We start from the raw sequence: 23,812 nt of genomic DNA, 5'->3' as shown, positions 1-23,812 counted from the left end.
GAACGCGGACGGCGGGCCACGCCGCCGGGGGCTGTCCGGCCTGAGCCGCCGGTCAGCCCCCGGAGTCGTCCGCGGTCAGCGCCCGCGCCGGCCGCCCGGCGTCGCGCGCCGCCGCACGGAGGCGAACAGCGCCGCGGCACCGAGCGCGAGCGCGGCGGCACCGCCGATCGCGATGTACGAGGTGGAGGCGTCGCCACCGGTCTCGGCGAGGCTCCGGGGCGAACCGGCGGCCTCCGGCCGGTCGTCCGGGACGTCCGCGGAATCCGTGCCGGCCGCCGACGCGTCCTCGGCCCCACCGGTGGTGTCCTCGGCCGCCTTGGTGGTGCCGGTGCCCGGGGTCGGCTCCGCCGACGTGGCGGCGTCGTCGTCGCCGTGGCCGTGGTGCTCCACGGTCGACTTGTCGCTGCCGTCCTCGATCTGCTTCTCGGAGGGCGCCGAGGCGCTCGGCGCGGGAGCGCCGCCGCCGGTGCCCTTGCCGCCGCTCGCGCTGCCGAACGCCACGTCGGAGCAGGAGTAGAAGGCCTCCGGGCTGTCCGAGCGCTGCCAGACCGCGTACAGGAGCTGCTTTCCCGAGCGCTCCGGCAGGCTGCCGGAGAACGTGTAGAAGCCGCCCGAGGCCACCGGGTCCGTGGCCGTCGCGACCGGATGCGCCAGGTCGAGATCGCCCCAGCCCAGCGGCCGCGAGGGGTCGTAGCCCGCCTTCGTGATGTACACCTTGAACGTGCCCTTGTGGGGTGCGGTCACCCGGTACTTGAAGGTGTAGGAGCCGGCGCTCACGCCCGTCGCGGGCCAGTCGGAGCGCGCCAGGTCGAGCCCCTTGAACTCGTCGTTGCCGGCGCTGCACAGCTTGCCGTCCGGGATCAGTTCCTGGTGCCGCCCGTTCGCGTCGCCGATGCGGATGCCGTTCCAGTCGTAGAGCGCCTGTGTGCCCCCCGCCCCGACAGCCGCCTTGCAGGCGTCCGACCTGGGGTTCTCCGGCCCTTCCGCGTAACACTGGGACACCCGGCTCACCGGGTCCCCCATCGACCCGTGCGCCGAGGCGGGCACCGCGGCCAGCGCGGACAGGGCGAGCGGTACGACACCGACGACGGCGACACCGAGGGCCTTGCGGCGTACGGACATGGGGAACTCCTCGAACGGTCCAGATGCGCGGGGTGAGCGAGCCCCGCACGACGCCGCGTGCGGGGGGATCCCGTGGGGGGTGATCAGAAAACTAGCCCCAAGAAACCGCGAAATCGCCTGCTGAAGCCGGGTGGGGGAGATCCTTATGGTGGCTTTAAGGCGGGGCTAACGGGGGGCTCAGGAAGAGGGGTTGGGGAGGCCGCGTTGAACTGCTGCCGAGCGCTGCCGCTGTCCGCGGCGGTCCGCGCTCGTTCGTCGTCGGACGCCTTAGTTGGCTCCCTGTTTGGCTCCCAAGGACCGCCGGCTCCGGAGGCCGCATCCAGGGGCATTGCTTGATTGGGATTGGTCCGGTTCACCGGTCTCATGAGTGACGTGGCGTCATGTCCGTTATGCGGCAAGGGGCCCAGGAGAGCAGAGCAGGCACGGTGCTGGTGATCATGTGGTTGTCGAGACCCATTGATTCCCTCACCTCAAGCGATGTTGCTGACCTGCGGCGTTTCTTGATCCTGGTCGCCGATCCTCGCGATGCGCGAGGACTGCGGTATCCGGCCCTCGCGCCGCTGTGCGCAGCCGTCTCGGCGGTGCTGACCGGGGCTCGCTCGCTCATCGCGATCAGCGAGTAGATCACCGATACCCCGCAGCATGTGCTGGGCGTCCTCGGCTTCGCCGCCGATCCACCACAACCGCGCTGCCCATCCAGCCACCCGGGCCACCGTGCACCCAGAAGGACAGCGGTTCTCCCACGGCGACGGATCACCGCCACTGCCGCGGCTAGCGCGGCGAGAACCCGGAGACCGCCTCTGGCATATGCCCTGTCTCGGCTCAGTTACATTGAGCGGTTCACGCGCGGCCAGGCGACAAGCATGGAAAAATTAAGCAATTGCACCGACTGGGGGAAATGTGGAAAATAGCGGACTGATTTCTACGGTAGTCGAAATATTTGTCGGGGCGGCAAGTGGTGCAGCGAGCACAATCGGGCAGGGTGCTGGCGCTGCAGTGGTCGACCTGATCCGCCGGCAGTTGGGCGACTCCGAGGAGGGCGAGACCGCTCTGACGAATGTCACGAGCAATCCCACGGATCCGGCCTCAGTAAATGCGCTTCGTTCCCTGCTCGCACATGAGTTGGATTCCAACAGTGATTTCCGCGATAAGATCGTACGCGCGCTGGCCGATCCGCAGTCATCCGATTCACCCCAGTCCTACTCGCACAGCGTGGTAATCGGTGGTTCTTCCCGGGTTCGCAACAGTCATATTTCACTCGGACCGCTGACGGTCAACAATACGCGGGGAAGTCGAATCTCACTGGCCGTTTTAGGCGCAGTAGCGGTTGCGCTCATTTCACTGGGAGGCTACGGCGCCGTGCGACTCATTTCCGACAGCGGGAATAAATCCACCGATTCTGGAAATTCTTCAGTCGCTAGCGGCGGTCAAGCCGAAAAAACCTCTCCACGGGCGACACCAAAAAGCGGTTCAAAAGCTTCAGATCCGTGCATTTCTGCAGGTGGTACGCCTCCGCGTAAGCCGTCTTTGGGTGCGGGTAACATCCGCTCCGGCAGCTATCCTTGCATTCTTGATGCAGGGAAATCTTACGCCTACAGTGATGGGCTCACCCTTAAAGCCGATCCGTTTAAGCGATTTTATGGGACATCGCTCGATGGGCAGCCGATTTCAATCAGGACCAGTCAGGTCGTAATCTCCGCGAGAGTGACCGTTTTGAACGCCAGCAGCAAAAATCTCGTGCTTGGGGAAGATTTTTCCTCCGACGGTTACAAATTCGTTTCCGTCGAAGCTGGCGACAATGAAGACATCGGAGACTACGTCGGTGGCAGCAACCACCTGAATTCATCCAGTGGAACGCTGGCTCCCGGACAATCCAAGACCTTCGAATATTTCCAAGCCATCGATCCCGAAAAAGACGGAAAGTTGATAAGACTCGTCCTTTCCCGCTCCTGGACACCTCCCAGTGGCTCGGAATTCGAAAATGACGTTGCATGGGACAGTTCGATTCCTGGAGTGAACTGACCGCACTGCCAAGCGGTGCCACGAGCCGCGGCGTACGAGAGGTAGAGAGCGGTCCTGCCGGTGTAATTCCGCTCTGCGTTCGAGGCAGGGTCGTTGCGTGAAGGTGCTGCGTTCTGATCTTTCGCTGACGTCCAATGATGTGACGTCATGTACTGCTTTTGGCTGGCGGGTTGATCCGGGTGCAGATACAGGCACGGTGCCGGTGATCATGTGAGTGTCGAAGTCCCATGAGTACCGAGCGAGCCCGTGCCTGCACCCGTATCTTCTCCCATGTCCTGCGCTTCCTGGCGATCGTCCCGGACTCGCGTGATCCCCGCGAACTGCGGTACCCCCTGGCGGCTCTGCTGTCGGCGGCGTCCGCAGCCGTCCTGACCGGTGCCCGGTCGCTGGCCGCTATCGGGGAGTGGATCACCGACGCTCCCCGCTGGGCGCTTCGGGCGCTCGGCTTCCCTCCAAATCCGCTCACGGGGTCGGTTCCGGTCCCGCATCCCGGGACTGTCCGCCGCATGCTGGCACGACTGGACGGTGACACCTTCGACCGGGCCGTCGGCAGCTTCCTCGCCACCCGCAGCCCCGCTGGCGAACGGAGGGTGATTGCGGTCGACGGCAAGGCCGTGAGAGGTTCCCGCACCCGTGACCCGCCGGCGGTCACCCTGCTCGCCGCGATGGACCAAGCACGGCAAGGTCCTGGTCCAGCGGCAGATCGCCGACAAGAGCAACGAGATACCCGCCACCGCCCCACTGCTGGACACGATCGACCTGAACGGTGCTGTGATCCCTGCGGACGCCCTGCACACCCAGCACGACCACGCCCGCTACCTCCGTGGCCGCGGCGCCCACTACATCTCGGTCGTCAAGCCAAACCATCCGACGCTTCACGACCGGATCCGCTGCCTGCCCTGGACCGAGATCAGCCTGGACCACATCGAACGCACCCGGGCCCACCACCGGCACGAGATCCGCCGCCTGAAGACCGCTGCGTTCCGCCACATCGCCTACCCGGGAGCCCGTCAAGCCCTTCAAGTCGTGCGCTGGAGGCGAGACCTTACCGCCGGGAAGCTCACGATCGAACGGGTCTACCTGGTCACCAGCCTGAAGCCCGGCGAAGCGAGCGGAGCGCAGATCGCCTCCTGGATCCGCAGGCACTGGGGCGTCGAGAACAAGATCCACCACGTCAGGGACCGAACCTTCCGCGAGGACGACTCCAAGGTCCGCACCGACGGTCTGCCCCGCATCATGGCCAGCCTCCGAAACCTCGCGATCGGTCTCCACCGCGAGATGGGCCACCGGAACATCGCAGCAGCTCTCCGCCACACGGCCGGCGACTACTGCCGGCCCTTGACCGCCCTCGGCATCACCGGATGAACCCCGACAAGATCACTTCACGCAAAGACCCTGAGGCGCATCGACCCCGTGAAAGTCGACTGGTCAGATGCTTTGGCGTGCTGACTCCGCTGGGCCGCGTCCACAGATAGTCAGTAGGAGCCTGCGGCAGATTGCGAGCCCTGGGGGACCAGCCTGCAGCTGGTGAGGGCGATATCTGATGCGGAGAACCCTTCGCAAGGCTGCGGAACCGCACTGGACGGCGCTCAGGTGTTGTGGCGCGTGCCCCCTCGGGACCCGGTACCGGTCCGCCGGGCTGCTATCTGCTTCTTCAGTCGCACACCACGACGATGGGGGAGATACATGAGCAACAGGGGTGCGGAGAGGGGACTGCGTCTCCGCCTGGCACGCAGACGCCCTGGCCCGGGTCGGATCCGCGCTAGACGGCGAGCGGGGCGGGCATCTTGGTGGCATCGGATCGACTGGAGCAGGCTCGGCGCAATCGTAGGTATCGGGCTCGGCATTGGCACGTTGCCTTCACAGGAGTCGCTACCTACTACCAGGCACGGGTGTCTGCTGACCAACTTGCCCAATCACGGGAGACCGCAGACGAGAGCGCTAAGCGGCAGGCATCACGCATTGCCATTTGGACTGAGAACGGTGATACACGCGATGGCGGCCGGTGAGAAGGCGACGCTCGCCGCGGGCGACTCGGCGCTCATGTTCACCGTGTGGGGTGGCAACGAGGTGGCGATGAACCTGTATACGAGCGCCGGCTACCAAGTCGTCGAGGAAGGCCGTTCCCTCGACCTTTCCCCGCTTCGGGAGTAGGTCGATCCCTCGGCCTTCCCTCGCTTCGGGCGTGCTCACCCGCTGTAGCGTGATGTCGCCTGATGAATCCGTTCTCGGAGGCCGTCGATGCAACCACGTCGTATCCGGAGGCAAGAGGCCGTCGAGGTGTACCGGAACGCCTACGGGAGCCTGTACGACGATGCCGTCGTCTCTCCGGGGGGAAAGCCGGGGCGCTATCTTCGGTGGGCGTGGTCGACGCCGGGTGTCGTCGTCGTGCCCCGGTGGGCCGACACCGTCGCGCTCGTTCCCGCGTTTCGCTATCCGATCGGCGAACTGTCCTGGGAATTCCCGCGAGGAGGCCGGGAGCCAGGTGAGTCGGCCGAGGAAGCCGCGGTCCGGGAACTGAACGAGGAGACCGGTCTGACCGCGGCCACCACCAAGCGACTGGGCGCGCTCTACGCGGAGACCGGCCTGATCGAGTCTCCCATCGAGGTGGTCGAGGCCTTCGTGGAGGGCCCGGAATTCGGGAAGCGGTCACCGGACGTCATGGAATCGGTGGAGGAACCGGTCTGGTTCAGCTCCTCCGAGTTGCTGACCGCCTTCGCGGACCAGCGAGTACGGTGCGCGATCACCATCGCCGCCGCCGCACTCGCGTGGCCACGGGAGTCCTAGGGCCTGCCTGACAATTCCCGCCTGCCCGGCGACGCCTGGCATGCCTTGGCGGCTGTTCATCTCATTCGGGAGGTTCCGTCGGGCTGACGATCCGCAGCAGCTTCTCGTGCTCGGGGAGCTGCTTCTCCAGCCGCCAGGCGTTCTTGAGCCGCTCGGATTCCCGCTTCAGTTTCCTCTCCTTCTTGTCCTGGGCGATGTCGAAGGGCATGGAGAGCAGATTCAGCATGAGCGAGGCGGGGCTGAAGCCGGAACTTATCAATCCGATCAGGGTGTCGAGCGACCCGGTGGCGACGGACGACGCCGAGACGTGGAGCCTGGCCGTGACCCGCTCGTCCCGGACAGCGACCAGAGCGTCGGCGTCGAGGCCACGGAAAGCGGCGACCGCGGCTTCCTGGAGGTGCATGCAGAAGTCCTCGACGCCGTCCCTCAGCGCGTCGGTGTCCACCGGTCGGCCGCTGTGAGCCTTCGCGAACTGATCGACGACCACTTTCCGGGATTCCAGCCCGACGGCTTCGTTGACCACGCCCGCGGGGAGGCGTGCCAGCACATAGGGGTTCAGTACATAGCCGGGCAGGGTCAAGTCGCCTCGGGGAGCGTCCCCTTGCAGCGCGACCGTGGACGGCGTGCGCTGGGCGCCCCATGCCACGGGTATCTCCAGTTCAGCGGGCAAGGAGGTCCTGTAGGCCCAGTTCGCCGACCGCTCGACAGCCGCCAGCGCGACCTCGGAGCTCTCCCGGTGAGCCGTTCGCCGCTCCTCGATCCATCGGCGCAGGGAGTTGTAGTACAGCGGATCCTGGCCGTGGATCCATTCCACCGCGGCACGCAGGGTCCGGGCATAGGAGTCGTCGGGCGGACCGATCAGCTCGGTCAGACGGTCCGCCGTCCTGCGCTTGAAGCGCTCGCTGACCTTGTCCACCGAGTACGGGGTGATGTGCCCTTCGGTGATCTCGTCCATGAGCTCGGCGTATTCCTCGGTCGGGACATCGCCCACACCGCGCGCCTCATGGTCGTCCCGGATCTCACGAAAGGAACCCGCCGCGTCGCGGCGCACGACGACCAGCATGCCCGAACTGATCAATTCGGCGAGATCCGCGCGCCATTCGCGGGTCGACGGGGTCCGCCCGTCGAGGAGTGAACGCAATGCCACGTTGAGGAGCACCTGGGAATCGGTGACGACCAGCCGCTCGGCGAAGAGGGCGTTCTGCACTATCCGCGCCCGTAATCCTCCAGGGTCGGTGACAGCGCCGCCATGATGTTCCGTCTCGCTCAGAAAGACATGGGTGCTGTTTCCCGCAGCAGGAGACACTCTTCCTCCGACAGTGGTGTTTTCGGGCGTGCCTGAGAAAGGCACGCTCGCGGCCTTCGCGGCGACGGTATCGGCTCCGGCGCGCCGCCTCCAGGGCTCGCGGCAGCGCAGCGTCGCGGCGGCGTTCGGTGTACAAGGGGGCGTACGTGACGGCGATCAAGTGGGCAGGTGGGTGCGGGCATGGCGCGGACGCCGGGCGAATCCGGGGAGACGGGCGAGGGGTTCGGGGTACGGCCGGCCCGCGCCGCCGACGTGCCCGTCGTGAAGGCAGTGATCGACGCCGCCTTCCAGCCGTACGTGGAGCGCATCGGGCTCGTTCCGGTGCCGATGGAAGCCGACCACGCGGCGAACGTGGCCGCGGGGCGGGTGTTCGTCACGGGGGAGCCCGTGCTCGGACTCGTGGTCGTCGAGGAACGCCCGGACCATCTGTACCTCGACATCGTCGCGGTACGGCCCGATGCTCACGGCCAGGGCATCGGAGGCCGGCTGCTGCGCTTCGTCGAGGCACACGCGCGGGCGCTCGGGCTGGACGAGATCAGGCTCTACACCAACGCGATGATGTGGGAGAACCAGAAGATCTACCCGAGGTACGGGTACGAGGTCGCCGAGCGGCGCGCCGACGGGCCGTACGACCGGATCCACTACCGCAAGCGGCTGACCGGACCGGACCCGTCGTGAGCGGCCGACCGGACCGCAACGGCCGTGAGCGGCTGACCGGACCGGTCGTGAGCGGTCTGCGAGAGTCCGTCGCGATCCGGTCGTGAGCGGCCCGGGGGAGGGGAGTCCACCGCGATCCGGCCGCACGCGCGCCGGCCACGGCACGGTGGCTCAGCCGTCCGGCCACCAGGTGCGCGCGATGTCCTTCCGGACCTCCGGGCGCTCGGCGGGGCGCTCGTCGGGCTCGTCCCGCACACGGCGGGAGTCCGACTTCCTCAGGGGCTTCTGCACGGTCACACGGCGCATGGCTGCCTCCTCGGGCGTCTACCGGATTCCGCGGTTGTACGGAGGTAGACCCTTTCGGGGAGAGTTCCTCATCGGTCGCGATCTGTCTGTGGCGGCCGTCACCCACGGGTCCCCCATCGCCCCGCATGGGCCGCCCGCGGCCTGTCCACGGACCGACCGCGCAGGCCGACGCCGATTGTCAGTGGTGGGTGACATCGTGGAACGCATGGTGAGCGACGGCGGTACGCAGGCAGGGGCGGACTTCGACTGGGACGCGGAGTCCGGCACGTTCGACGAGGAGCCCGACCACGGGCTGCGCGACCCCGAGGTGCGCGCCGCCTGGGAGGCGCGGCTGCGGGACTGGCTGCCCGAGAAGCCGGGCGATCTGCTCGACGTCGGCTGCGGCACCGGCAGCCTGTCGCTCATAGCCTCCGAGCAGGGCCACAGCGTCACCGGGGTCGATCTCGCCCCGGGCATGATCGACCGGGCCCGCGCCAAGCTGGCCGGGCGTGACGCGGTCTTCCTCGTCGGCGACGCGGTGGCGCCGCCCGTCGGAGAGCAGCGTTTCGACGTCCTGCTCAGCCGCCATGTGCTGTGGACGCTGCCCGATCCCGCGCGCGTGCTGCGGCACTGGCGCGGGCTGCTGCGCCCGGGAGGGCGGCTGGTGCTCGTCGAGGGCGTGTGGGGGACCCTGAGCCCGGTCGGCATATCCGCCGAGCGGACGGCCGCCCTGCTCCGGCCGCTGCTGTCCGACCCAGCCGACCTGCGGGTGGAGCCGCTGTCGGCCGACGCGCGGCTGTGGGGCCGGGACGTGGAGGACGAGCGGTACGCGGTGGTGGCCCGCTTCTGAGCGCCGAGTCGGGCAGTGTCACCGGGCAGGCTCCAGGGCGTGCCCGGTGGCACTGCCGTGCGGGCCCGCCCTAGGGCCCGCTCGCACGGTCTCGCTCGCACGGTCTCGCTCGCACGGTCTCGCTCGCACGGTCTCGCTCGCACGGTCTCGCTCGCACGGTCTCGCCGGCCGGAGACGCCTGGCACGGTCCCCCGACCCCTTCGAGCAGGGGGACCCCACCCGGACAGGCCCTAGGCGAGCAGGGCCTCGAAGCCGCCCTCGCGGGCGAGGTGTTCGAGGTCGTCCAGGGCCTTCTCGGCGGCGGCCGCGGCGGCCGGGTCGCTGCTCGCCAGCCCGCTCTCCGCGAACTCGTCCTCGTCCAGGCGCCGTACGTCCCTGCCGTCGGCCGAGCGCCACAGGTCGAGGTCGAGGTCCTCGACGACGAGCCGGTCTCCGGACACGGTGGCCGGGCGGGTGATGTCGCAGTACCAGCCCTTGCGTTCACCCGAGGCGTCCCGGACCTCCTTCACCGAGTACCAGCGGTCGCGCCAGTAGTACTCGGTGAAGATGTCGCCCTTCTCGAACTGCACGAAGCCGAAGTCGCGGACGCCGTCTCCGGCCCAGGGGGCACGGACGACCACCCGGGTGCCGTCGTCGGCGAGCAGTTCGGCCGGGTAACTGATCTTCGTACGGCCTGCCTTGACGAGTACGATCTCCAAGGTGCCGGGCGTGTCAGCCGAGGTCACGGACATACTTCACCTCCGTCGCGCAGATTTCATAGCCGAACCATGTGTTGATCGCCAGCATCGGGCCGTTGCCGGCGTCGTTGCCCGTGAATGCCTCCGTGAACCCCGCCGCGCGGGCCCGGTGCAGGGAGTGGTTCTTGGCGAGTTTGGCCAGACCCCGGCCCCGGAAGGCGCGGGCGGTGCCCGTCATCACGGTGCCGTAGCGGGTGCCGCCGTCGGTGCGGGCCGCGCTGAACGCCGCCGGGCGTCCGTCGACGAGCGCGACGGACGTGAGTTCACGGTCCAGGAGAGGGTGGTTCCAGGTCTCCGTCAGCCAGGCCTCGTAGTCCGTGAACTCGCGCTCGATGTCGCTCGGTTCGTCGAGAAGCGTCTCCGCGTCCAGCCTGAACAGCGGTCGGGGGTCGTCGGCGAAGTCCGCTCCGGTACGCAACTCCACACCGTCCGGCGGGGACTGGAGCGGGGGCAGGGTGCCGTTCGCGAGGTCGAGGCGGAGGAAGTGCGCCGAGCGGGCGGCGCGATAGCCGCGCTTCTCGGCGAAGGAGCGGTTCTCGGGCGTGTCCAGCACCCAGGCGTGCAGGCGGGTCGCGCCCAGGGCGGCCAGTCGCTCCTCGGCGGTGCGGGCCAGCAGCGAACCCGCCCCGCGTCCCGTCCGTTCCGGGTGCACGTAGATGTTGAGGTTCCCCTGGCCGGGCTCCGGGCTGTCGTACACGAGGCCCACCTGCGCGGTGCCGATCAGCTCACCGTCCTCCTCGGCCAGCAACGGCCGGTAGTGGGAGTCCGGGTGGGCGCGCTCCACGTCGTAGACGACGGACTCGGGGGTGAAGAGCATGAACGGGAGGGCCTGCTGCCGGACGCGCGCGTAGCCCGCGGCGTCCTCCGGGTCGTCGTGCCGAAGTTCGCGAACGATCACGGTCATGTGATCGCACGTTACGCGGGCGCCGTGGGCGGATGCCTCTCATTTTCGCGCGCGTACGGGACAATCGCCGGGTGACCCTGAAGATCCGCATCGCAGAGGGGGCCGCGCCGTACGAGCAGGTGCGCGCCCAGATTTCCGAGCAGGCCAGGTCCGGTGAGCTGCCGGTCGGCTACAAGCTGCCCACGGTACGGGGGCTGGCCGAGTCGCTCGGTCTCGCGGCCAACACCGTGGCCAAGGCGTACCGGGCGCTGGAGTCGGACGGGGTGATCGAGACACGGGGCCGCAACGGGACGTTCGTGGCCGCCGCCGGGGACGCCGCGTCCCGCGAGGCCGCGTCGGCGGCGCAGGCCTACGCGGAGCGCGCACGCCGGCTCGGCCTGACCGAGGACACCGCGCTGGCCGCCGTACGGGACGCCCTGCGGGCAGCCTTCGAGGACGCCGGCTAGCCACCCTCCCTCGGGTCCCCCGGGCCCTTGCCCTCCGGCCTTCGGGCCCGGGGTGTCACAGATACAGCCCCGCGTCCGCGCCCTCGCGTTGGTCCGGGACCGACGTCGGGGTCGTTCCGCGGCGCAGTGCGTACAGCTCCGCCAGGGTCGCGCCCTCGCGTGAGACGCCTTCCTCGGTGCCCAGCCAGCTCACCGCCTCGCGGCGGGTGAGCGCTCCGACCTCGATGCGGGCGAGGCAGCGGCCGGGGCGGACGACGGCGGGATGGAGGCGCTCCAGGTCCTCGTTGGTGGTGACCCCGACGAGGACGTTGCGGCCCTGGCCGAGCAGTCCGTCGGTGAGGTTGAGCAGCCGGGACAGGGCCTGGCCCGCGGTGTGCTTGGCCTCGCCGCGGATCAGTTCGTCGCAGTCCTCCAGGAGCAGGAGCCGCCAGCGGCCCTTGCCGCTGCCGTCCTCCTCGCCGATCGCGATGTCCATCAGATAGCCGACGTCGGAGAAGAGGCGCTCGGGGTCCAGCACGCAGTCCACCTGGCACCAGTCGCGCCAGGAACGGGCCAGTGTGCGCAGGGCGGAGGTCTTGCCGGTGCCGGGCGGGCCGTGCAGCAGGAGCAGCCGGCCCGCGATGTCCTCCGGCGTCGTCTTCATCAGGCGGTCCATGGCATCCGCGACCGGCGCCGTGTAGTTGGGGCGGACCTCCTCCCAGGTGCCCGCCGAGATCTGCCGGGTCGTGCGGTGCGGTCCCCGGCGCGGTGACACGTACCAGAAGCCCATCGTGACGTTCTCCGGCTGCGGTTCGGGCTCGTCCGCCGCGCCGTCCGTGGCCTGCTTCAGCACCTTCTCGGCGAGCTCGACGCTGGTCGCGGTCACCGTGACGTCGGCACCGCGGTTCCAGCGGGACACCAGCAGCGTCCAGCCGTCGCCCTCGGCGAGGGTCGCGCTGCGGTCGTCGTCGCGCGCGGAGCGCAGCACCCGGGCGCCCGGTGGGAGCAGCGTGGCCCCGGACCGTACGCGGTCGATGTTCACCGCGTGCGAGTGCGGCTGCTCGCCCGTCGCGAAGCGACCGAGGAACAGCGCGTCGACGACGTCCGACGGCGAGTCGCTGTCGTCGACGTTGAGCCTGATCGGCAGAGCGTCGTGTGGGTTCGCAGACATGTCGCCATGATCTGTCACGCGGGCGCCCCGTGCACCCGGTTTCCGCGGTGCGTCGCATGTGTCGCGCTCGTTCCCGCTCTTCGGGTGTATCCCCTCCCTCTTGTTCCCCAAGGGCGTTGCGGCCGTCCCGGACCGGACGGCCGCTGATCTCCCGTGCTGTGTAAGGGAGTTGACGCCTCGTGTCCTCGTGTCACGCGCCGGTCATCCAACCGACATGGACATGTAGAGAAATATGTGATGAACGGGGGCGGATCGGCTGGTTGATGCATAAGAGTCTTGGCATGGACACTTCCTGTCAACACGCGTAGCTGCTACCAAAGTTGTGGCAGAGATCCTGCTAAAGGGAGGTTCCATGAGACGTCCCAGATTTTCGGCATACATGACCTCACTCCTCCTGGCCGCCGGCCTCGCCCTCACCGGGGCGGCAGCGGCTCAGGCGCAAACCGCGGCGGCCACCGGCTATGTGGCGCTCGGTGACTCCTATTCCTCCGGTGTCGGCGCGGGCAGTTACATCAGCTCCAGCGGCGACTGCGACCGCAGCACGAAGGCGTACCCCTATCTCTGGAACGCCGCGCATTCACCGTCGTCGTTCGACTTCACCGCCTGCTCGGGCGCTCGTACGGGTGATGTCACGGCGAATCAGCTCGGCCCGCTCAGCTCCTCCACGGGGCTCGTCTCGATCACCATCGGCGGCAACGACGCGGGCTTCTCGGACGTCATGACGACCTGTGTCCTGCAGTCCGAGAGTTCCTGCCTCTCACGCATCGCCACGGCGAAGGCGTACGTCGACTCCACGCTCCCCGGCAAGCTCGACTCGGTCTACTCGGCGATCAGCGCCAAGGCCCCGGCCGCCCACGTGGTCGTCCTCGGCTACCCCCGCTTCTACAAGCTCAACGGAAGCTGCCTGACCGGCCTTTCGGAGGCCGAACGGTCCGCCATCAACGGCGCGGCCGACTATCTGGACAGCGCCATCGCCGCTCGTGCCTCCGCCCACGGCTTCACCTTCGCCGACGTCAGGGGCAACTTCACCGGCCACGAGATCTGCTCCGGCAGCGCCTGGCTGCACAGCCTGAACTGGCTGGACATCGGCGTGTCGTACCACCCGACCGCGACCGGTCACTCCGGCGGTTACCTGCCGGCCTTCTCCGGAGCCGCCTGACCTCCGGGTCCCCACCCCGGACTCCGGGCCCCCACCCCGGAACCCTTCGAGAGAACACCCGTCCCTGCAGGGAGAACGCCCGCCCTGCCCGGGACACCGCCAGCCCCTCAGGGGGAGGCGGACACGGATGCGGAGGCCCCGTCCGTCGGGGTCTCCGTCTCACACGTGATGGTGAACGGAACGGAGTCGGAGGTCACCCGCACCGGGCTGCGCACCTCCACGCTGATCGAGTTGGCGAACTCCCCGCTCGTGTCGTACGTCGTCGCCACCACCGTCTTCTGCTGCGTCCTGCCGCCGCTCGCGGGGAACGACAGCGTCTTCCAGCCCGGATCGGTCACCTCGCCCGTCTTCGTCACCCAGCGGTACTCGACATCCACCGGAACACGGCCCACCGTGAACGTCGCCGTGAACGAGGGAGCCTCTCCGCTCGGCGGGGGACAGGTGCCCCGGTAGTCGGTGTGATGCCCCGTCAGCGTCACATGGACGGACTGCGCAGGCGGCGCCGTGGTCGAACTCCCGCCCCCGGGAGCGCTGCTGGAGGGACTCTGACCGCCGGTCGCGCCCGCGGTCGCGCTCTCGCTCTTCCTGCCCGAGGTACCGCCGTCGGTGGTGCCGGTGCCGCCGCTGCTGGTGTTCCCCTGCCCGGTGTTGTTCCCGCCGCCACCCTTGTCCTTGTTCAGCAGGGCGTACGTCAGTCCGCCGAGGGCGAGTGCCAGCGCGACCAGGCCCGCGATGATGGCGAAGGCCGCCCGGCGATCGCGCTCGGGCTCCGCGGCGGGGGTGGCCGAGGGCAGGGTCGCGGGAGGCGGGCCGAACCCCTGGGGCGGTGTCGCGGAGGACGGCCCCGGCACGCCGAACACCCCGACGGTCGGCGCCTCGGAGGAGCGGGTCGCGGCGCCCATGGGGCGCGTGGGCGCCGTACCGCCCGCCGCGACGAGCCGCAGCTCGCGCTCGGCCGACTCGGCGCTCGTCCGTTCGGCCGGATCCTTGGCGAGCAGCCCCTCGATGACGGGGGCGAGCGGGCCCGCGCGACGGGGCGGCGGCAGCGGTTCGTCGACGATGGCCCGCAGGGTGCTCAGCGGAGTGGGCTGCCGGAAGGGCGAGTTGCCCTCGACCGCCGCGTACAGCAGTACGCCGAGCGACCACAGATCCGACTCGGGTCCGGGGATGCGTCCCAACGCCCGCTCCGGGGCGAGGAATTCCGGCGATCCGATGACCTCGCCCGTCATGGTCAGGGCGGAGCTGCCCTCGACCGTCGCGATGCCGAAGTCCGTGAGGACGACCCGTCCGTCGTTCGCCATCAGCACGTTGCCCGGTTTGACGTCCCGGTGCAGGACCCCCGCCTCGTGCGCGGCGCGCAGCGCGGCGAGGACCTCGGCGCCGATGTGGGCGGCGCGCTGCGGATCCAGCGGACCCTCGGCGTCCAGCAGGTCGGAGAGGGCGATCCCGCGGATCAGCTCCATCACGATCCACGGCCGGCCGTCCTCCATGGCCACGTCGTACACCGTCACGACATTGCGGTGGGAGACACGGGCGGCTGCCCACGCCTCCCGCTCCAGACGCGCGTACATCCGCTCGATCTCGGCGTCGGGGAGCCCGGCCGGGGCACGGACCTCCTTCACGGCGACCTCGCGTTGCAGCACTTCGTCGCGTGCGCGCCACACCGTGCCCATGCCGCCTTCGCCCAGCGGCGAGAGCAGCCGGTAGCGCCCCGCGATCACACGTTCACTGCCCGGATCTTCGGACACGTGCGTCCCCCATTCGCATCCGCGCGTTTTCTCCCCAAAAGTAGCTCAGCCGAGTACGGATGCCGCCCCCTTGAGCACCAATCCGGCCCCGAGCGCCACGACGATCAGCGCCGAGCCGAGGGGCGCGAACCTGCGGACGAGGAGGACGAGGCGGCCTCCGGCCCAGCGCCGGCGTCCGGCGAGGGCGCGGTTCACGCCGCTGCCGAGCTTGACGACGGCGAACCCGGCCGCCGTCAGCGTCAGGGCGAGTCCGACGCCGTACGCGAGGACGAGAAGAAGGCCGAACCAGGCCTGTCCGAGCGCCGCGGCGCCCACGAGGACGACGACCGCCGACGGACTGGGCACCAGCCCACCGGCGAACCCGAGCAGGATCGTCCCGCGGACGGTGGGCGCGATCTCGTGGGTGTGGGTGAAGCCGCCGTGGGTGTGTTCGAGGGTGGGGGAGTGGGGGGCGCGGGCCGGGACATGGCTGTGGCTGTGGTCGTGGTCGTGCGGGTGGGGGTGCGGGTGCGTCTGGACGTGGTCGTGGGTGCGGGTCGCCGTCGCCGTCACGGTGGCGGTCCCGGCCGTGGCGGACGCGGTGGCATGAGCCAGGACCAGGGGACGCGCGGTGTCCATGTGCTCATGCCCGTGCGCGTGATCGTCGTCGGGCGCGTGCGTGTGCGCGGGGACGGACACGGGCTCCCGCTCGTGCTCGTGCGCGTGGTCCCGGCCATGGTCGTGGGGATGGACCGGAGCGCGATCGTGATCGTGATCGTGCGCGTGGTCGTGAGGGGATGAGTGGTCGTGGTCGTGCGCATGGCCGTGGTCGTGTCCGTGCTCATGCCCGTGGTCGTGCCCGTGCTCGTGGTCATGGCCGTGCGCGTGTGCGGAGGGCCGGTTGCGCCAGGCCCGGCGCAGGAGGGTGGCGCCCGCGCCCGTGACGAGGACGCCGCTGGACACGCCCAGCCAGGCGATCACGGAGGGGGCCGCCGCCGAGCCCGCGGTGACCAGCAGGCCGAGCGCGACCACTCCGAGCGTGTGGGTGACCGTCACCGAGGCGGCCAGCGGCAGCACGTCCTTGAACCGGGCCCGGCCCCCGCGCGCCGCCGCCGTCGCGGCCATCAGGGTCTTGCCGTGGCCGGGCGCGAGCGCGTGGAGTGCGCCCAGGCCCACGGCGATGACGAGGGCGAGGGCCGCGAAGCCGAAGGTGAGGTCGTGGCGGGCCACCAGGTTGTTCAGCGCCTGGGTCCAGCGGTCGGCGCCGCGCGGGAGCACGGAGGCGGCCGGGGCGTCGCGCCGTTCCTCGACGAGGGCGGGGCCACCGGGGCGGATCCGCAGCGAGGCCGTGGCGGTGTCGGCGGGCGAGGAGAGCAGTGCCTTCGGGTACTCGGTCAGCTCCGCCGAGACGGACTTGCGCGGCACGTCCGAGGAGGTGAGCGTCATCCGGTCGCCCCGGGCGGTGATCTCGCGCCAGCCGGGGCCGTGATCGGCGCCCGCGCCGTGGAAGCCCACGGTGAGCGCGCCCTCGCCGGACAGCGGAGCCGTCAGCCGGCACTCGACGCGCAGGGTGTCGAGTCCCGCCTGGCCGGGCCGCAGGTGTGCCGTGCTCGCGCCCGCGGTCAGCCTCACCGGCCGCCCGTTCACCGTGACCGCGCTGCCGTGCGCGGCGGTCTCGCACCGCTGCCGGGCCCAGTCGCCCATGCCGAGCCGCTTGATGTCCGGCTTGGCCTGGGTGGCGGGGATCTCGGCCAGGTCCTCGACGTGATCGACACGCAACTGCCCGGGGGCGGCGACGAGTCCGTCGTAGCGGTTGACGGTGAAGTTGCCGAGCGGATGCGCGTCGGCCGCCCCCGAGGGGACCAGCACGAGCGCGCAGGCCGCGGTCAGGACCGTGCCGCACAGGGCGAGGAACCGGGGCGCCCTCACTTCGTGGCCTCCAGTGCCTTACGGGCCTCGCGGGCGCCCAGCGGCGAGAAGCCCGGGTTCAGGTCCAGGGCCGCCGTGAGCGCGGTGCGGGCCTTGCCGGTGTGGCCGGTGGCCTTCTCGATGACACCGAGGTGGTAGAGGAAGGACGCGTTGCGGTAGCCCGTGGCCGTGGCCCGGCGCGCGTACGGCAGGGCCTCGGCGTCGCGGCCCGACACGTGCAGGGCCCAGGCGAGCGCGTCCGCGGTGTGCACGGTGTGCCGGCGGGCCCACTCCGCGCGGGCGGCCGTGAGCGCCGCCTTGTGGTCGCCGTGGTCGGCGGCGGCCAGCGCCGTGTCGAGGTCGGCGTTGACACCGTAGGCGTGGGCGAGCGAGATCCAGGCGTTCACCAGCGTGTACTGGTCGCGGGCCTTCTGCTTGTCGCCGGCCGCGCCGCGCGCCTCGTACAACTCCCCGAGCTCGACGAGAGGTTGAGGCAGGGGATAGCGCTGCACGACCAGTTCCATCCCCTTGATCGCCGCCGCCCGGTCGCCCTTGGCGGCCTGGGTGCGGGCCCGGCCCTCCAGGGCGGGGAGGTAGGCGTCGTCGGCCGCGAGCGCGCGTGCGTAGTAGGTGAGGGCGGAGTCGTAGTCGCCCTGGTTCCAGGCGAGTTGGCCGAGCGCGGAGGCGACGTACGAGATGTCTCCGCGGCTGGTCGCCGTCGCGAGCGCCTGCTCCAGGACCCGCCGGGCGGTCTTCACGTCGCCGCGCAGCTCGTGGACGTAGGCGTAGCGGGTGAAGACGGGGACGCCCGGGCGCCGCGAGTCCGCGAGGTCGGCGGCCTTCGACGCCTCGTCGTAGCGGCCGAGTTCGACGAGGGCGTCGATGCGGGAGGACAGGGCGCGCTCGCTGTACGGGTTCTGCTTCAGCGCGAGGTCCGCGTACGTGAGGGCGTCGGTGAAGTCGTGCCGGGCGGCGGCGAGTGCGGCCTGTCCGGCGAGGGCGGGATCGTAGTCGGGGCGCAGCTTCAGGGACTTGCCGAGCGCCTTCTGCGCCTGGGGGTAGCGGGAGGGGTCGCCCTTGGTGCGGGCCTGCTCGACATAGGCGAGGCCGAGGGTGGCCCAGCCGCCGAAGTCCTTGGGCTGGGAGCGGAGATGGGCCTGGAGGGAGAGGACGCTCGCGTCGAGGTCGCCGCTCGCGAGTAGTTGCGGTGACACGCCGTTGGACACGGCCGCGACGGCGGGAGTCGTCGCGCCGTCCCGCAGCGCGCCGAGCACCACGGCGCCCGCCGTCATGGCGACGGCCAACGCGGCGGCACAGAAGCCGAGTTGAGCGGCCCGCCAGCGGCGCTGCGCCTGCGAGACCCGGCGCACGGCGGCCACCCGCTCGTCACCGCCGTCTCCGACGCCGTTCTCGGCGTGGGTGTCCGCGTCAGGCACGGTCACCGGGGCGTCCGGGCCGCCCGTGGTCTCCGCGGCCGGAGTCGGCTGCTCGGCAGGAGTCGCCTCCGCGGACGGAATCGCCTTCTCGGCGGGAGTCGCCTCCGCGGTCCTCTCGGCGGGCGTGGCCCCCACGGGGGTCTCGTCGGGCGTGGCCCTGTCGGCGTCCGGCGTCGCGTTGTCGTTCGTACGCGGGGACATGCCCTCTCCTCAAAGTCCTTGGTGGAACGGTCGTCGTGGGGGGTGGGGCGGCGCGGCCCGCACCGTGGGGGGTCGAACTGCGTGCGGGCCGCGCCAGTAGGGGAGCCGGGTCAGATGGCCCGGTGCCGGGTCAGTACGCCCGGTTGTACATCCGTCGGCGCCACCACAGCAGACCGGAGCCGATGAGCAGGATGCCCGCGGCGCCCGCCGCGGCGGAGCCCGCGATCAGCACGGTGTCGGTGCCGCCGCCGGAGCCGCTGCCGGCCGGCTGCAGCGCGTCGCCGAGCTGGCTGCGCACGTCGGTCCCGCTGGTCGTGCCCTTGGCGAGCGCGCCGCGCGAACCCGAGGTCGGCTCGGCCACGTACGGGAACGACTTCTCGAAGCCCTTGTCGTTCTTGTCGACCGCGTCGCCCAAGTCGTTCTTGGAGCCGACCAGTTCACCCTCGACGACCTGGAGCGAGGCGTCGATCACGTCGTCCGTGAGCCGGCGCCCGTTCGGGAAGCCCGCGTTGTCACCGTCGAGGACACCGAGCCGCTTGGGGTGCATGGTCGGCTTGATCGAGGTGTTGAGGCGCAGTTCCTCCGCCGGACGCACGTGCGGCGGCTGGTTGAGGCCCTTGACGCCCTTGAGGAACACGTCGACCAGGTCGTTGCGGGGCTCGGCCGGGGCCTTGATCTTGTAGATCCCCTCGATGAGCTTCGGCAGCTCCGGGTTGGTCACGTTCTTCAGGAACTGGGCGTCCTCCCAGGGCGCGGACGCGTTGAACTTGTCCTTGTCCTTCTGCGGGTTGACGACCTCGTTGACCAGCGGCATGCCAAGACGCGAGACCTGGGTGTAGTGGCCGCGGGCGTCCCTGCGCTGCGTGGTGGACCAGATGCCGACGATCGGCTGGCCCTCCGACTCACGGATCATGTCGTTCGGGACCTGCAGGGCTATGGAGTTGACGTTGTAGCCCTTGAGGGTGTCCCGTCCGACCTCGGTCAGGTTCCCGCCGTACAGCAGGTCGAAGACGCGCAGGTCCAGGAAGAACGGGTCGTCCGCCTGGCCGGCGAACGTCGTCGTGCCGCCCGCGAGCTTGGAGATCGCGTGGTGGCGCAGCTTCGCGTAGTCCGGCATCGACGCCTTGCCGACGTTGGACGGCGCGACCGGGACGTCGTCCGCGACCTTGGTCTTCGACACCAGCCGCTGGTTGTGCAGCCGCAGCAGATCGATGTCGTACGTCTGCGTGATGTTGAGGTCCGGGTCGTCCAGGCTGGTGACCGGACCGGTGTTGTAGAGGAACGTGTCCCCGTTCTTGCGGTGCGTCTTGAAGGTGTAGCGGTAGATCAACTCACCTTGCGCGTCACCGTTGTTGTCGATGTGGATGTCGTACTGGGCGTCGTCCGCGAACGTGTAGAAGTTCGGTCCGCCCGCGGGCTCCTCGAAGGGGATCCAGTTCGCCACGATCGTCGTCGTGTCCGGCTTGTCCGGGCTGACGAAGGCGTACACGTCCGTGTTGTCGTACTGCGGAGTGCCCGAGATCAGCGGGGCCTCCCGGTGGCTGGAGGCGGAGGCCGCCCCCGGCGTCAGCGCCGTGGCGCCGGCGGCCGCGAGCCCCCCGGCAGCCAGCGCACCGCATACGAGGGTCACGAGAGTCCTGCGACCCGCGCCGCTCCTGGAGATAGGTGTCATGCCGTCCGTCCTCTGTCCAACTTGCCTGACGCACGCCATTCGGAGCGGTCGCCGGGGTGGATTGGTCGAAATCCCAAACGTCTTTACGGCGGTTCCCCCGGCTTGTTTCATCTGCGGGGAGGCTTCTTCGGCCGGACGGGCGGGCCGACCGCTCGCGGACACCGGAACTGATCAGCGAAGAACACGCGTTTTCGGCTTCCTGATCCGTAACCCATCCGTAGACGGGTTCGCTGCGAAGACGTAAGGGAAAGGACGGTCCGTGCACGGCCGCAGAGGGGGACGGGTGGAGGCTGACGAACTACTGGTACTGGTGGCCGGAGGCGACCAGAAGGCGTTCGAGGAGCTGTACGGACTGGTGTCCGGGCCGGTGTTCGGACTGGTGCGCCGTGTGGTGCGCGACCTCGCGCAGTCGGAGGAGGTGTCGCAGGAGGTCCTGCTCGAACTCTGGCGCTCCGCGCCGAAGTTCGACCCCCGCCGCGGCAGCGCGCTGTCCTGGATCCTCACGCTCGCGCACCGCCGTGCCGTCGACCGGGTGCGCAGCGCCCGCGCGGCCACCGAACGCGAGCAGCGCGAGGGGCAGCGCCATCACCACCCCGCCTTCGACCAGGTCGCGGAGGAGGTCGAGGCGGGGCTCGAACGCGAGTGGGTCCGCCGCTGCCTGGACCGGCTCACCGCCCTGCAACGGCAGTCCGTCACGCTCGCCTACTACGACGGCTACACCTACCGAGAGGTCGCCGAACGGCTCTCCCTGCCGCTCGGCACCGTCAAGACCCGTATGCGCGACGGGCTCACCCGCCTGCGCGACTGCCTGGGAGGAGTCGCGTGAACGCCACCGACCGCCTGCCGGGCCGTGATCCGAACGGAAGAGAGGGGGGTGCCGCATGAGCGTCCTCGACCGACTGCTGGGCCGCGATCTGCACTCACTCGCCGCCCCCTACGCCCTCGACGCGCTGGACGGCGACGAGAAGCGCCGCTTCGAACGCCATCTGAGGGGCTGTGACCGCTGTGCCGAGGAGGTGCGGGCGCTGACGGAGGACGCGGTACGGCTCGCCTGGTCCACGGCGGCGGCCCCGCCGGCCGCGCTGCGCGAACGGGTGCTGACCGCGATACGCACGGCACCCCAGGAACCCGCCGGACGGGAGCTGCCCCGCGTGCGGCCCTCCCGGCAGCCCGCGCGTGCGCGCGCCCCCCGGTTCCGTCCGCTGTTCGCCCCGCTCGCCACCGCCACGGCCGCCGCGGCGCTCGTCGTCGCCGCGCTCTTCGCCGTGCAGGCGACCCAGGCGCGCGACGACCTGAACCAGGAGCGCGCCCAGGCGCGTGAGATCGCCCACGTTCTGGCGGCGCCGGACGCGCGGGCGACCGCGGAACGGGACGCGCGGGGCCGCGGAATCGGAGTAGTGGCCTCCGCGTCGGAGCGGCGCGCCGTCGTGACACTGAGCGGACTCGGCACCCCCGCCGGCGGACGCGTTCATCAGCTCTGGCTCATGCGCCCCAACGAGAAACCGCGTTCCCTCGGTCTCTTCGACGGCGACACGCCCCTCGTCGCCGACGGACTGAACCCGAGCGCGACGTCACTCGCAGTGACCGTCGAGCCTCACGGCGGATCGGAACAGCCCACCACCTCGCCTGTTGTCCAACTCGCCCTGGAAACGGTTGGATTCGGAGAGTAACCGTCAACCCCCTTACGGGGAAGGTGAATCCTTTGTCCGGGATACACGCGCGCCACGAGGGGGCGATAGGGTTAGTCTGCCCGGGCCGGGTGGACTTGTACGGGTGGGGAGTGACATGGAACAGATAACAGTGCGCAGCAGGGCACGCGTCCCTGCGATCACGTGCGGGAGCAGCGCGACCAGTTCGCGCCTCGACCGACATCTCGCGGTGCTCGGCGGTCCCGCCATACCGCAGCGCGAGACGGTCGAGGCGACGTCGCTGATGCGTGAGCTCACGACCCGCGACCACGCGCGCGACAGCGGCTCCAGGGGTGCGCGCGTGCGGCGGGTCTCGCTCTTCGCCCCGCTCAGGCGGCTGCGGCGCTCGCTGTTCGGCGACCGCTGACCGCTGTCGGTACCGGCCTTCTCGACCCGCGCTCCGGCGACTCCACCGCACCGGCGCACCGCTGTCCTTCCGCGTCCGTCATCCCCACGGCGGGCAGCGTGCCCGGTGATCACCACCTCCGGAGCGCGGGTCACCACCCTCACTGAGCCCTGAGGCTCAGCGCACCACCCCGTCCCGCCGCAGCTCGGCGACGTCCGCGTCCGTCATGCCCAGCGCCCGCAGCACCGACCCCGTGTGTTCGCCGAGCCGCGGTACGGGCCCCATGCGTGCCTCCTCCCCGCCCGGCAGCGTGATCGGAGGCAGCAGCGCCCGCAGCGGCCCGACCGGCGATCCCACCTCCCGCCAGCGGTTCCTGGCCGCGAGCTGCGGATGCTCCGCCACCTCCGTCACGTCCCGCAGCCGGGCGCAGGCGATGCCCGCGGCCTCCAGGCGGGCCACCGCCTCGTCGGCACCGAGCTTGCCCAGTGCCTCGGCGACGAGGGCGTCCACCGTCTCCCGGTGGGCCACCCGCGCCGCGTTCGTCGCGAAGCGCGGATCGTCCGCCGTCTCGGGCCGCCCCACCACCTGCTGGGCGAGCCGCCGCCACTCGCGGTCGTTCTGCACCGACAACAGCACGCGTCCGCCGTCCGCCGTCGAATAGACGTCGTAGGGGACGATGACGGCGTGGGCGAGGCCGGTACGGGCCGGCGGGGTCCCGTCGTGCATCGCGTGGTGCAGCGGATGCCCCATCCACTCCGCGAGCGCGTCCAGCATCGACACCTCGATGGGGCCCCCGCGCCCGGTCGTGCCGCGCCGCACCAGGGCCGCGAGGACCCCCGAGAACGCGTACATGGCCGCCGCGATGTCCGCGGCCGGGATGCCCGCCTTCACCGGCTGCTCGGGCGTCCCCGTCACCGACACGAGCCCCGCCTCGCACTGCACGAGCATGTCGTACGCCCGCTTGCCGGCGTACGGCCCCGACGGCCCGTAGCCGGAGACGTCCACGGCGATCAGCCGGGGGTGCTCGGCGCACAGGGTCGCCGCGTCCAGGCCCAGCCGCGCCGCCGCCCCCTGGGCGAGGTTCTGCACGAACACGTCCGCGTCCGCGACGAGACGGCGTACGACGTCGAGTCCGCGCGGGTCCTTCAGGTCGAGGGCGACGGACTCCTTGCCCCGGTTGCACCACACGAAGTGCGAGGCCAGGCCCTGGGCGGCGGTGTCGTAGCCGCGCGCGAAGTCCCCGCCGTCGATCCGCTCGATCTTGACGACCCGGGCGCCGAGATCGGCGAGCTGCCGGGTCGCGAAGGGCGCGGCCACGGCTTGTTCGACGGCGACGACGGTGATGCCTTCGAGGGGCAGAGGATCGGGCTGCATGCGATGGATCATGGACCCTGGACATACTTTTGTCA

General features: G+C 70.2%; 23 protein-coding genes and 1 pseudogene. 13 read left to right on the top strand and 11 right to left on the bottom strand.

All coding sequences use genetic code 11. The features are described 5' to 3' along the window. Nucleotides 1-75 precede the first annotated feature (75 nt). Nucleotides 76-1,122 carry a lytic polysaccharide monooxygenase gene (locus ACFRIC_RS24880; protein ID WP_382789431.1) on the bottom strand — a complete coding sequence of 349 codons (1,047 nt, stop codon included), beginning with the start codon at nt 1,120-1,122 and terminating at the stop codon, nt 76-78. A 425-nt stretch (nt 1,123-1,547) separates the two neighbouring features. On the opposite strand from ACFRIC_RS24880, the gene ACFRIC_RS24875 reads away from it, so the two are divergent. From ACFRIC_RS24875 to ACFRIC_RS24850, 6 genes and pseudogenes are all read left to right on the top strand, one after another. Beyond that, on the top strand, nt 1,548-1,745 hold the full coding sequence (locus ACFRIC_RS24875; protein ID WP_382789428.1) for a hypothetical protein: 198 nt from the start codon (nt 1,548-1,550) through the stop codon (nt 1,743-1,745). Between the two features lie 373 nt (nt 1,746-2,118). Further along, nucleotides 2,119-3,144 (top strand): hypothetical protein, encoded by a 1,026-nt coding sequence (locus ACFRIC_RS24870; RefSeq protein WP_382789425.1) that lies wholly within the window; start codon nt 2,119-2,121, stop codon nt 3,142-3,144. 227 nt (nt 3,145-3,371) lie between these two features. Beyond that, a pseudogene (locus tag ACFRIC_RS24865) lies at nt 3,372-3,641 on the top strand (transposase family protein); the annotation flags it as partial. A 136-nt stretch (nt 3,642-3,777) separates the two neighbouring features. Beyond that, a complete protein-coding gene (locus tag ACFRIC_RS24860) occupies nt 3,778-4,509 on the top strand; it encodes an ISAs1 family transposase (RefSeq protein ID WP_382789422.1) in 732 nt (243 codons plus the stop codon). Nucleotides 4,510-5,139: 630 nt separating this feature from the next. Next, nucleotides 5,140-5,298, top strand: coding sequence for a hypothetical protein (locus ACFRIC_RS24855; RefSeq protein WP_382789419.1), 159 nt, complete (start codon nt 5,140-5,142; stop codon nt 5,296-5,298). Nucleotides 5,299-5,385: 87 nt separating this feature from the next. Then, a complete protein-coding gene (locus ACFRIC_RS24850; RefSeq protein WP_382789416.1) occupies nt 5,386-5,931 on the top strand; it encodes an NUDIX hydrolase in 546 nt (181 codons plus the stop codon). 61 nt (nt 5,932-5,992) lie between these two features. Here the strand turns inward: ACFRIC_RS24850 and ACFRIC_RS24845 are convergent, their stop codons facing one another. Continuing rightward, entirely contained in the window at nt 5,993-7,138 is a 1,146-nt protein-coding gene (locus tag ACFRIC_RS24845; RefSeq protein WP_382789414.1) for a hypothetical protein, read from the bottom strand. A gap of 279 nt (nt 7,139-7,417) precedes the next feature. Here ACFRIC_RS24845 and ACFRIC_RS24840 point away from each other — a divergent pair, with 279 nt between their 5' ends. Then, the gene (locus tag ACFRIC_RS24840) at nt 7,418-7,915 is read left to right on the top strand and encodes a GNAT family N-acetyltransferase (RefSeq protein ID WP_382789410.1); all 498 of its coding nucleotides are present in this window, start codon (nt 7,418-7,420) and stop codon (nt 7,913-7,915) included. 150 nt (nt 7,916-8,065) lie between these two features. Here ACFRIC_RS24840 and ACFRIC_RS24835 read toward each other — a convergent pair whose 3' ends face one another. Further along, entirely contained in the window at nt 8,066-8,200 is a 135-nt protein-coding gene (locus tag ACFRIC_RS24835) for a hypothetical protein (RefSeq protein ID WP_263974428.1), read from the bottom strand. 205 nt (nt 8,201-8,405) lie between these two features. Between ACFRIC_RS24835 and ACFRIC_RS24830 the strand changes: the two genes are divergently transcribed. Continuing rightward, nucleotides 8,406-9,029, top strand: a complete 624-nt coding sequence (locus ACFRIC_RS24830) for a class I SAM-dependent methyltransferase (protein ID WP_382789622.1) — start codon at nt 8,406-8,408, stop codon at nt 9,027-9,029. A gap of 230 nt (nt 9,030-9,259) precedes the next feature. Here ACFRIC_RS24830 and ACFRIC_RS24825 read toward each other — a convergent pair whose 3' ends face one another. Further along, a complete protein-coding gene (locus tag ACFRIC_RS24825; RefSeq protein WP_382789408.1) occupies nt 9,260-9,760 on the bottom strand; it encodes a DUF402 domain-containing protein in 501 nt (166 codons plus the stop codon). Next, a complete protein-coding gene (locus tag ACFRIC_RS24820; RefSeq protein ID WP_382789405.1) occupies nt 9,741-10,670 on the bottom strand; it encodes a GNAT family N-acetyltransferase in 930 nt (309 codons plus the stop codon). Before ACFRIC_RS24820 ends, ACFRIC_RS24825 begins: the two co-directional genes overlap by 20 nt. Before the next feature lie 71 nt (nt 10,671-10,741). Between ACFRIC_RS24820 and ACFRIC_RS24815 the strand changes: the two genes are divergently transcribed. Further along, nucleotides 10,742-11,116 carry a GntR family transcriptional regulator gene (locus ACFRIC_RS24815; protein ID WP_382789402.1) on the top strand — a complete coding sequence of 125 codons (375 nt, stop codon included), beginning with the start codon at nt 10,742-10,744 and terminating at the stop codon, nt 11,114-11,116. A gap of 55 nt (nt 11,117-11,171) precedes the next feature. Here the strand turns inward: ACFRIC_RS24815 and ACFRIC_RS24810 are convergent, their stop codons facing one another. Continuing rightward, nucleotides 11,172-12,266, bottom strand: a complete 1,095-nt coding sequence (locus tag ACFRIC_RS24810) for a DUF5925 domain-containing protein (protein ID WP_382789400.1) — start codon at nt 12,264-12,266, stop codon at nt 11,172-11,174. 352 nt (nt 12,267-12,618) lie between these two features. On the opposite strand from ACFRIC_RS24810, the gene ACFRIC_RS24805 reads away from it, so the two are divergent. Then, nucleotides 12,619-13,425, top strand: coding sequence for an SGNH/GDSL hydrolase family protein (locus tag ACFRIC_RS24805; RefSeq protein ID WP_382789398.1), 807 nt, complete (start codon nt 12,619-12,621; stop codon nt 13,423-13,425). Between the two features lie 107 nt (nt 13,426-13,532). Here the strand turns inward: ACFRIC_RS24805 and ACFRIC_RS24800 are convergent, their stop codons facing one another. From ACFRIC_RS24800 to ACFRIC_RS24785, 4 genes are all read right to left on the bottom strand, one after another. Next, nucleotides 13,533-15,173, bottom strand: a complete 1,641-nt coding sequence (locus tag ACFRIC_RS24800; protein WP_382789395.1) for a protein kinase — start codon at nt 15,171-15,173, stop codon at nt 13,533-13,535. A gap of 45 nt (nt 15,174-15,218) precedes the next feature. Further along, entirely contained in the window at nt 15,219-17,081 is a 1,863-nt protein-coding gene (locus ACFRIC_RS24795; protein ID WP_382789392.1) for a sulfite exporter TauE/SafE family protein, read from the bottom strand. Further along, complete coding sequence (locus tag ACFRIC_RS24790; RefSeq protein WP_382789390.1) at nt 17,078-18,697, bottom strand: hypothetical protein; 1,620 nt, start codon at nt 18,695-18,697, stop codon at nt 17,078-17,080. Before ACFRIC_RS24790 ends, ACFRIC_RS24795 begins: the two co-directional genes overlap by 4 nt. 130 nt (nt 18,698-18,827) lie before the next feature. Further along, nucleotides 18,828-20,369 (bottom strand): DUF4331 domain-containing protein, encoded by a 1,542-nt coding sequence (locus tag ACFRIC_RS24785; RefSeq protein ID WP_382789387.1) that lies wholly within the window; start codon nt 20,367-20,369, stop codon nt 18,828-18,830. Nucleotides 20,370-20,652: 283 nt separating this feature from the next. Between ACFRIC_RS24785 and ACFRIC_RS24780 the strand changes: the two genes are divergently transcribed. The 3 genes from ACFRIC_RS24780 to ACFRIC_RS24770 all read left to right on the top strand — a co-directional run bounded on the left by ACFRIC_RS24780 (nt 20,653) and on the right by ACFRIC_RS24770 (nt 22,424). Further along, on the top strand, nt 20,653-21,195 hold the full coding sequence (locus ACFRIC_RS24780) for a sigma-70 family RNA polymerase sigma factor (protein ID WP_382789619.1): 543 nt from the start codon (nt 20,653-20,655) through the stop codon (nt 21,193-21,195). Nucleotides 21,196-21,250: 55 nt separating this feature from the next. After that, the gene (locus ACFRIC_RS24775; RefSeq protein ID WP_382789385.1) at nt 21,251-22,039 is read left to right on the top strand and encodes an anti-sigma factor domain-containing protein; all 789 of its coding nucleotides are present in this window, start codon (nt 21,251-21,253) and stop codon (nt 22,037-22,039) included. Between the two features lie 115 nt (nt 22,040-22,154). After that, nucleotides 22,155-22,424: a hypothetical protein gene (locus ACFRIC_RS24770; protein ID WP_382789382.1), complete on the top strand. Its 270-nt coding sequence runs from the start codon at nt 22,155-22,157 to the stop codon at nt 22,422-22,424. Between the two features lie 156 nt (nt 22,425-22,580). Here ACFRIC_RS24770 and ACFRIC_RS24765 read toward each other — a convergent pair whose 3' ends face one another. Further along, a complete protein-coding gene (locus ACFRIC_RS24765) occupies nt 22,581-23,789 on the bottom strand; it encodes a CaiB/BaiF CoA transferase family protein (RefSeq protein ID WP_382789379.1) in 1,209 nt (402 codons plus the stop codon). Nucleotides 23,790-23,812 lie beyond the last annotated feature (23 nt).

It is taken from the genome of Streptomyces sp. NPDC056738, from assembly GCF_042790435.1.
Lineage (GTDB): Bacteria > Actinomycetota > Actinomycetes > Streptomycetales > Streptomycetaceae > Streptomyces.
This window is presented reverse-complemented; position numbering and strand designations above follow the sequence as displayed.

Bases quoted from the DNA above. Each gene is read 5' to 3' on its own strand.
- ACFRIC_RS24880 (WP_382789431.1), bottom strand. From the start codon at position 1,122: ATGTCCGTACGCCGCAAGGCCCTCGGTGTCGCCGTCGTCGGTGTCGTA.
- ACFRIC_RS24855 (WP_382789419.1), top strand. From the start codon at position 5,140: ATGGCGGCCGGTGAGAAGGCGACGCTCGCCGCGGGCGACTCGGCGCTC.
- ACFRIC_RS24790 (WP_382789390.1), bottom strand. From the start codon at position 18,697: ATGTCCCCGCGTACGAACGACAACGCGACGCCGGACGCCGACAGGGCC.
- ACFRIC_RS24825 (WP_382789408.1), bottom strand. From the start codon at position 9,760: ATGTCCGTGACCTCGGCTGACACGCCCGGCACCTTGGAGATCGTACTC.
- ACFRIC_RS24835 (WP_263974428.1), bottom strand. From the start codon at position 8,200: ATGCGCCGTGTGACCGTGCAGAAGCCCCTGAGGAAGTCGGACTCCCGC.
- ACFRIC_RS24810 (WP_382789400.1), bottom strand. From the start codon at position 12,266: ATGTCTGCGAACCCACACGACGCTCTGCCGATCAGGCTCAACGTCGAC.
- ACFRIC_RS24785 (WP_382789387.1), bottom strand. From the start codon at position 20,369: ATGACACCTATCTCCAGGAGCGGCGCGGGTCGCAGGACTCTCGTGACC.
- ACFRIC_RS24805 (WP_382789398.1), top strand. From the start codon at position 12,619: ATGAGACGTCCCAGATTTTCGGCATACATGACCTCACTCCTCCTGGCC.
- ACFRIC_RS24850 (WP_382789416.1), top strand. From the start codon at position 5,386: ATGCAACCACGTCGTATCCGGAGGCAAGAGGCCGTCGAGGTGTACCGG.
- ACFRIC_RS24820 (WP_382789405.1), bottom strand. From the start codon at position 10,670: ATGACCGTGATCGTTCGCGAACTTCGGCACGACGACCCGGAGGACGCC.
- ACFRIC_RS24775 (WP_382789385.1), top strand. From the start codon at position 21,251: ATGAGCGTCCTCGACCGACTGCTGGGCCGCGATCTGCACTCACTCGCC.
- ACFRIC_RS24840 (WP_382789410.1), top strand. From the start codon at position 7,418: ATGGCGCGGACGCCGGGCGAATCCGGGGAGACGGGCGAGGGGTTCGGG.
- ACFRIC_RS24830 (WP_382789622.1), top strand. From the start codon at position 8,406: ATGGTGAGCGACGGCGGTACGCAGGCAGGGGCGGACTTCGACTGGGAC.
- ACFRIC_RS24770 (WP_382789382.1), top strand. From the start codon at position 22,155: ATGGAACAGATAACAGTGCGCAGCAGGGCACGCGTCCCTGCGATCACG.
- ACFRIC_RS24765 (WP_382789379.1), bottom strand. From the start codon at position 23,789: ATGATCCATCGCATGCAGCCCGATCCTCTGCCCCTCGAAGGCATCACC.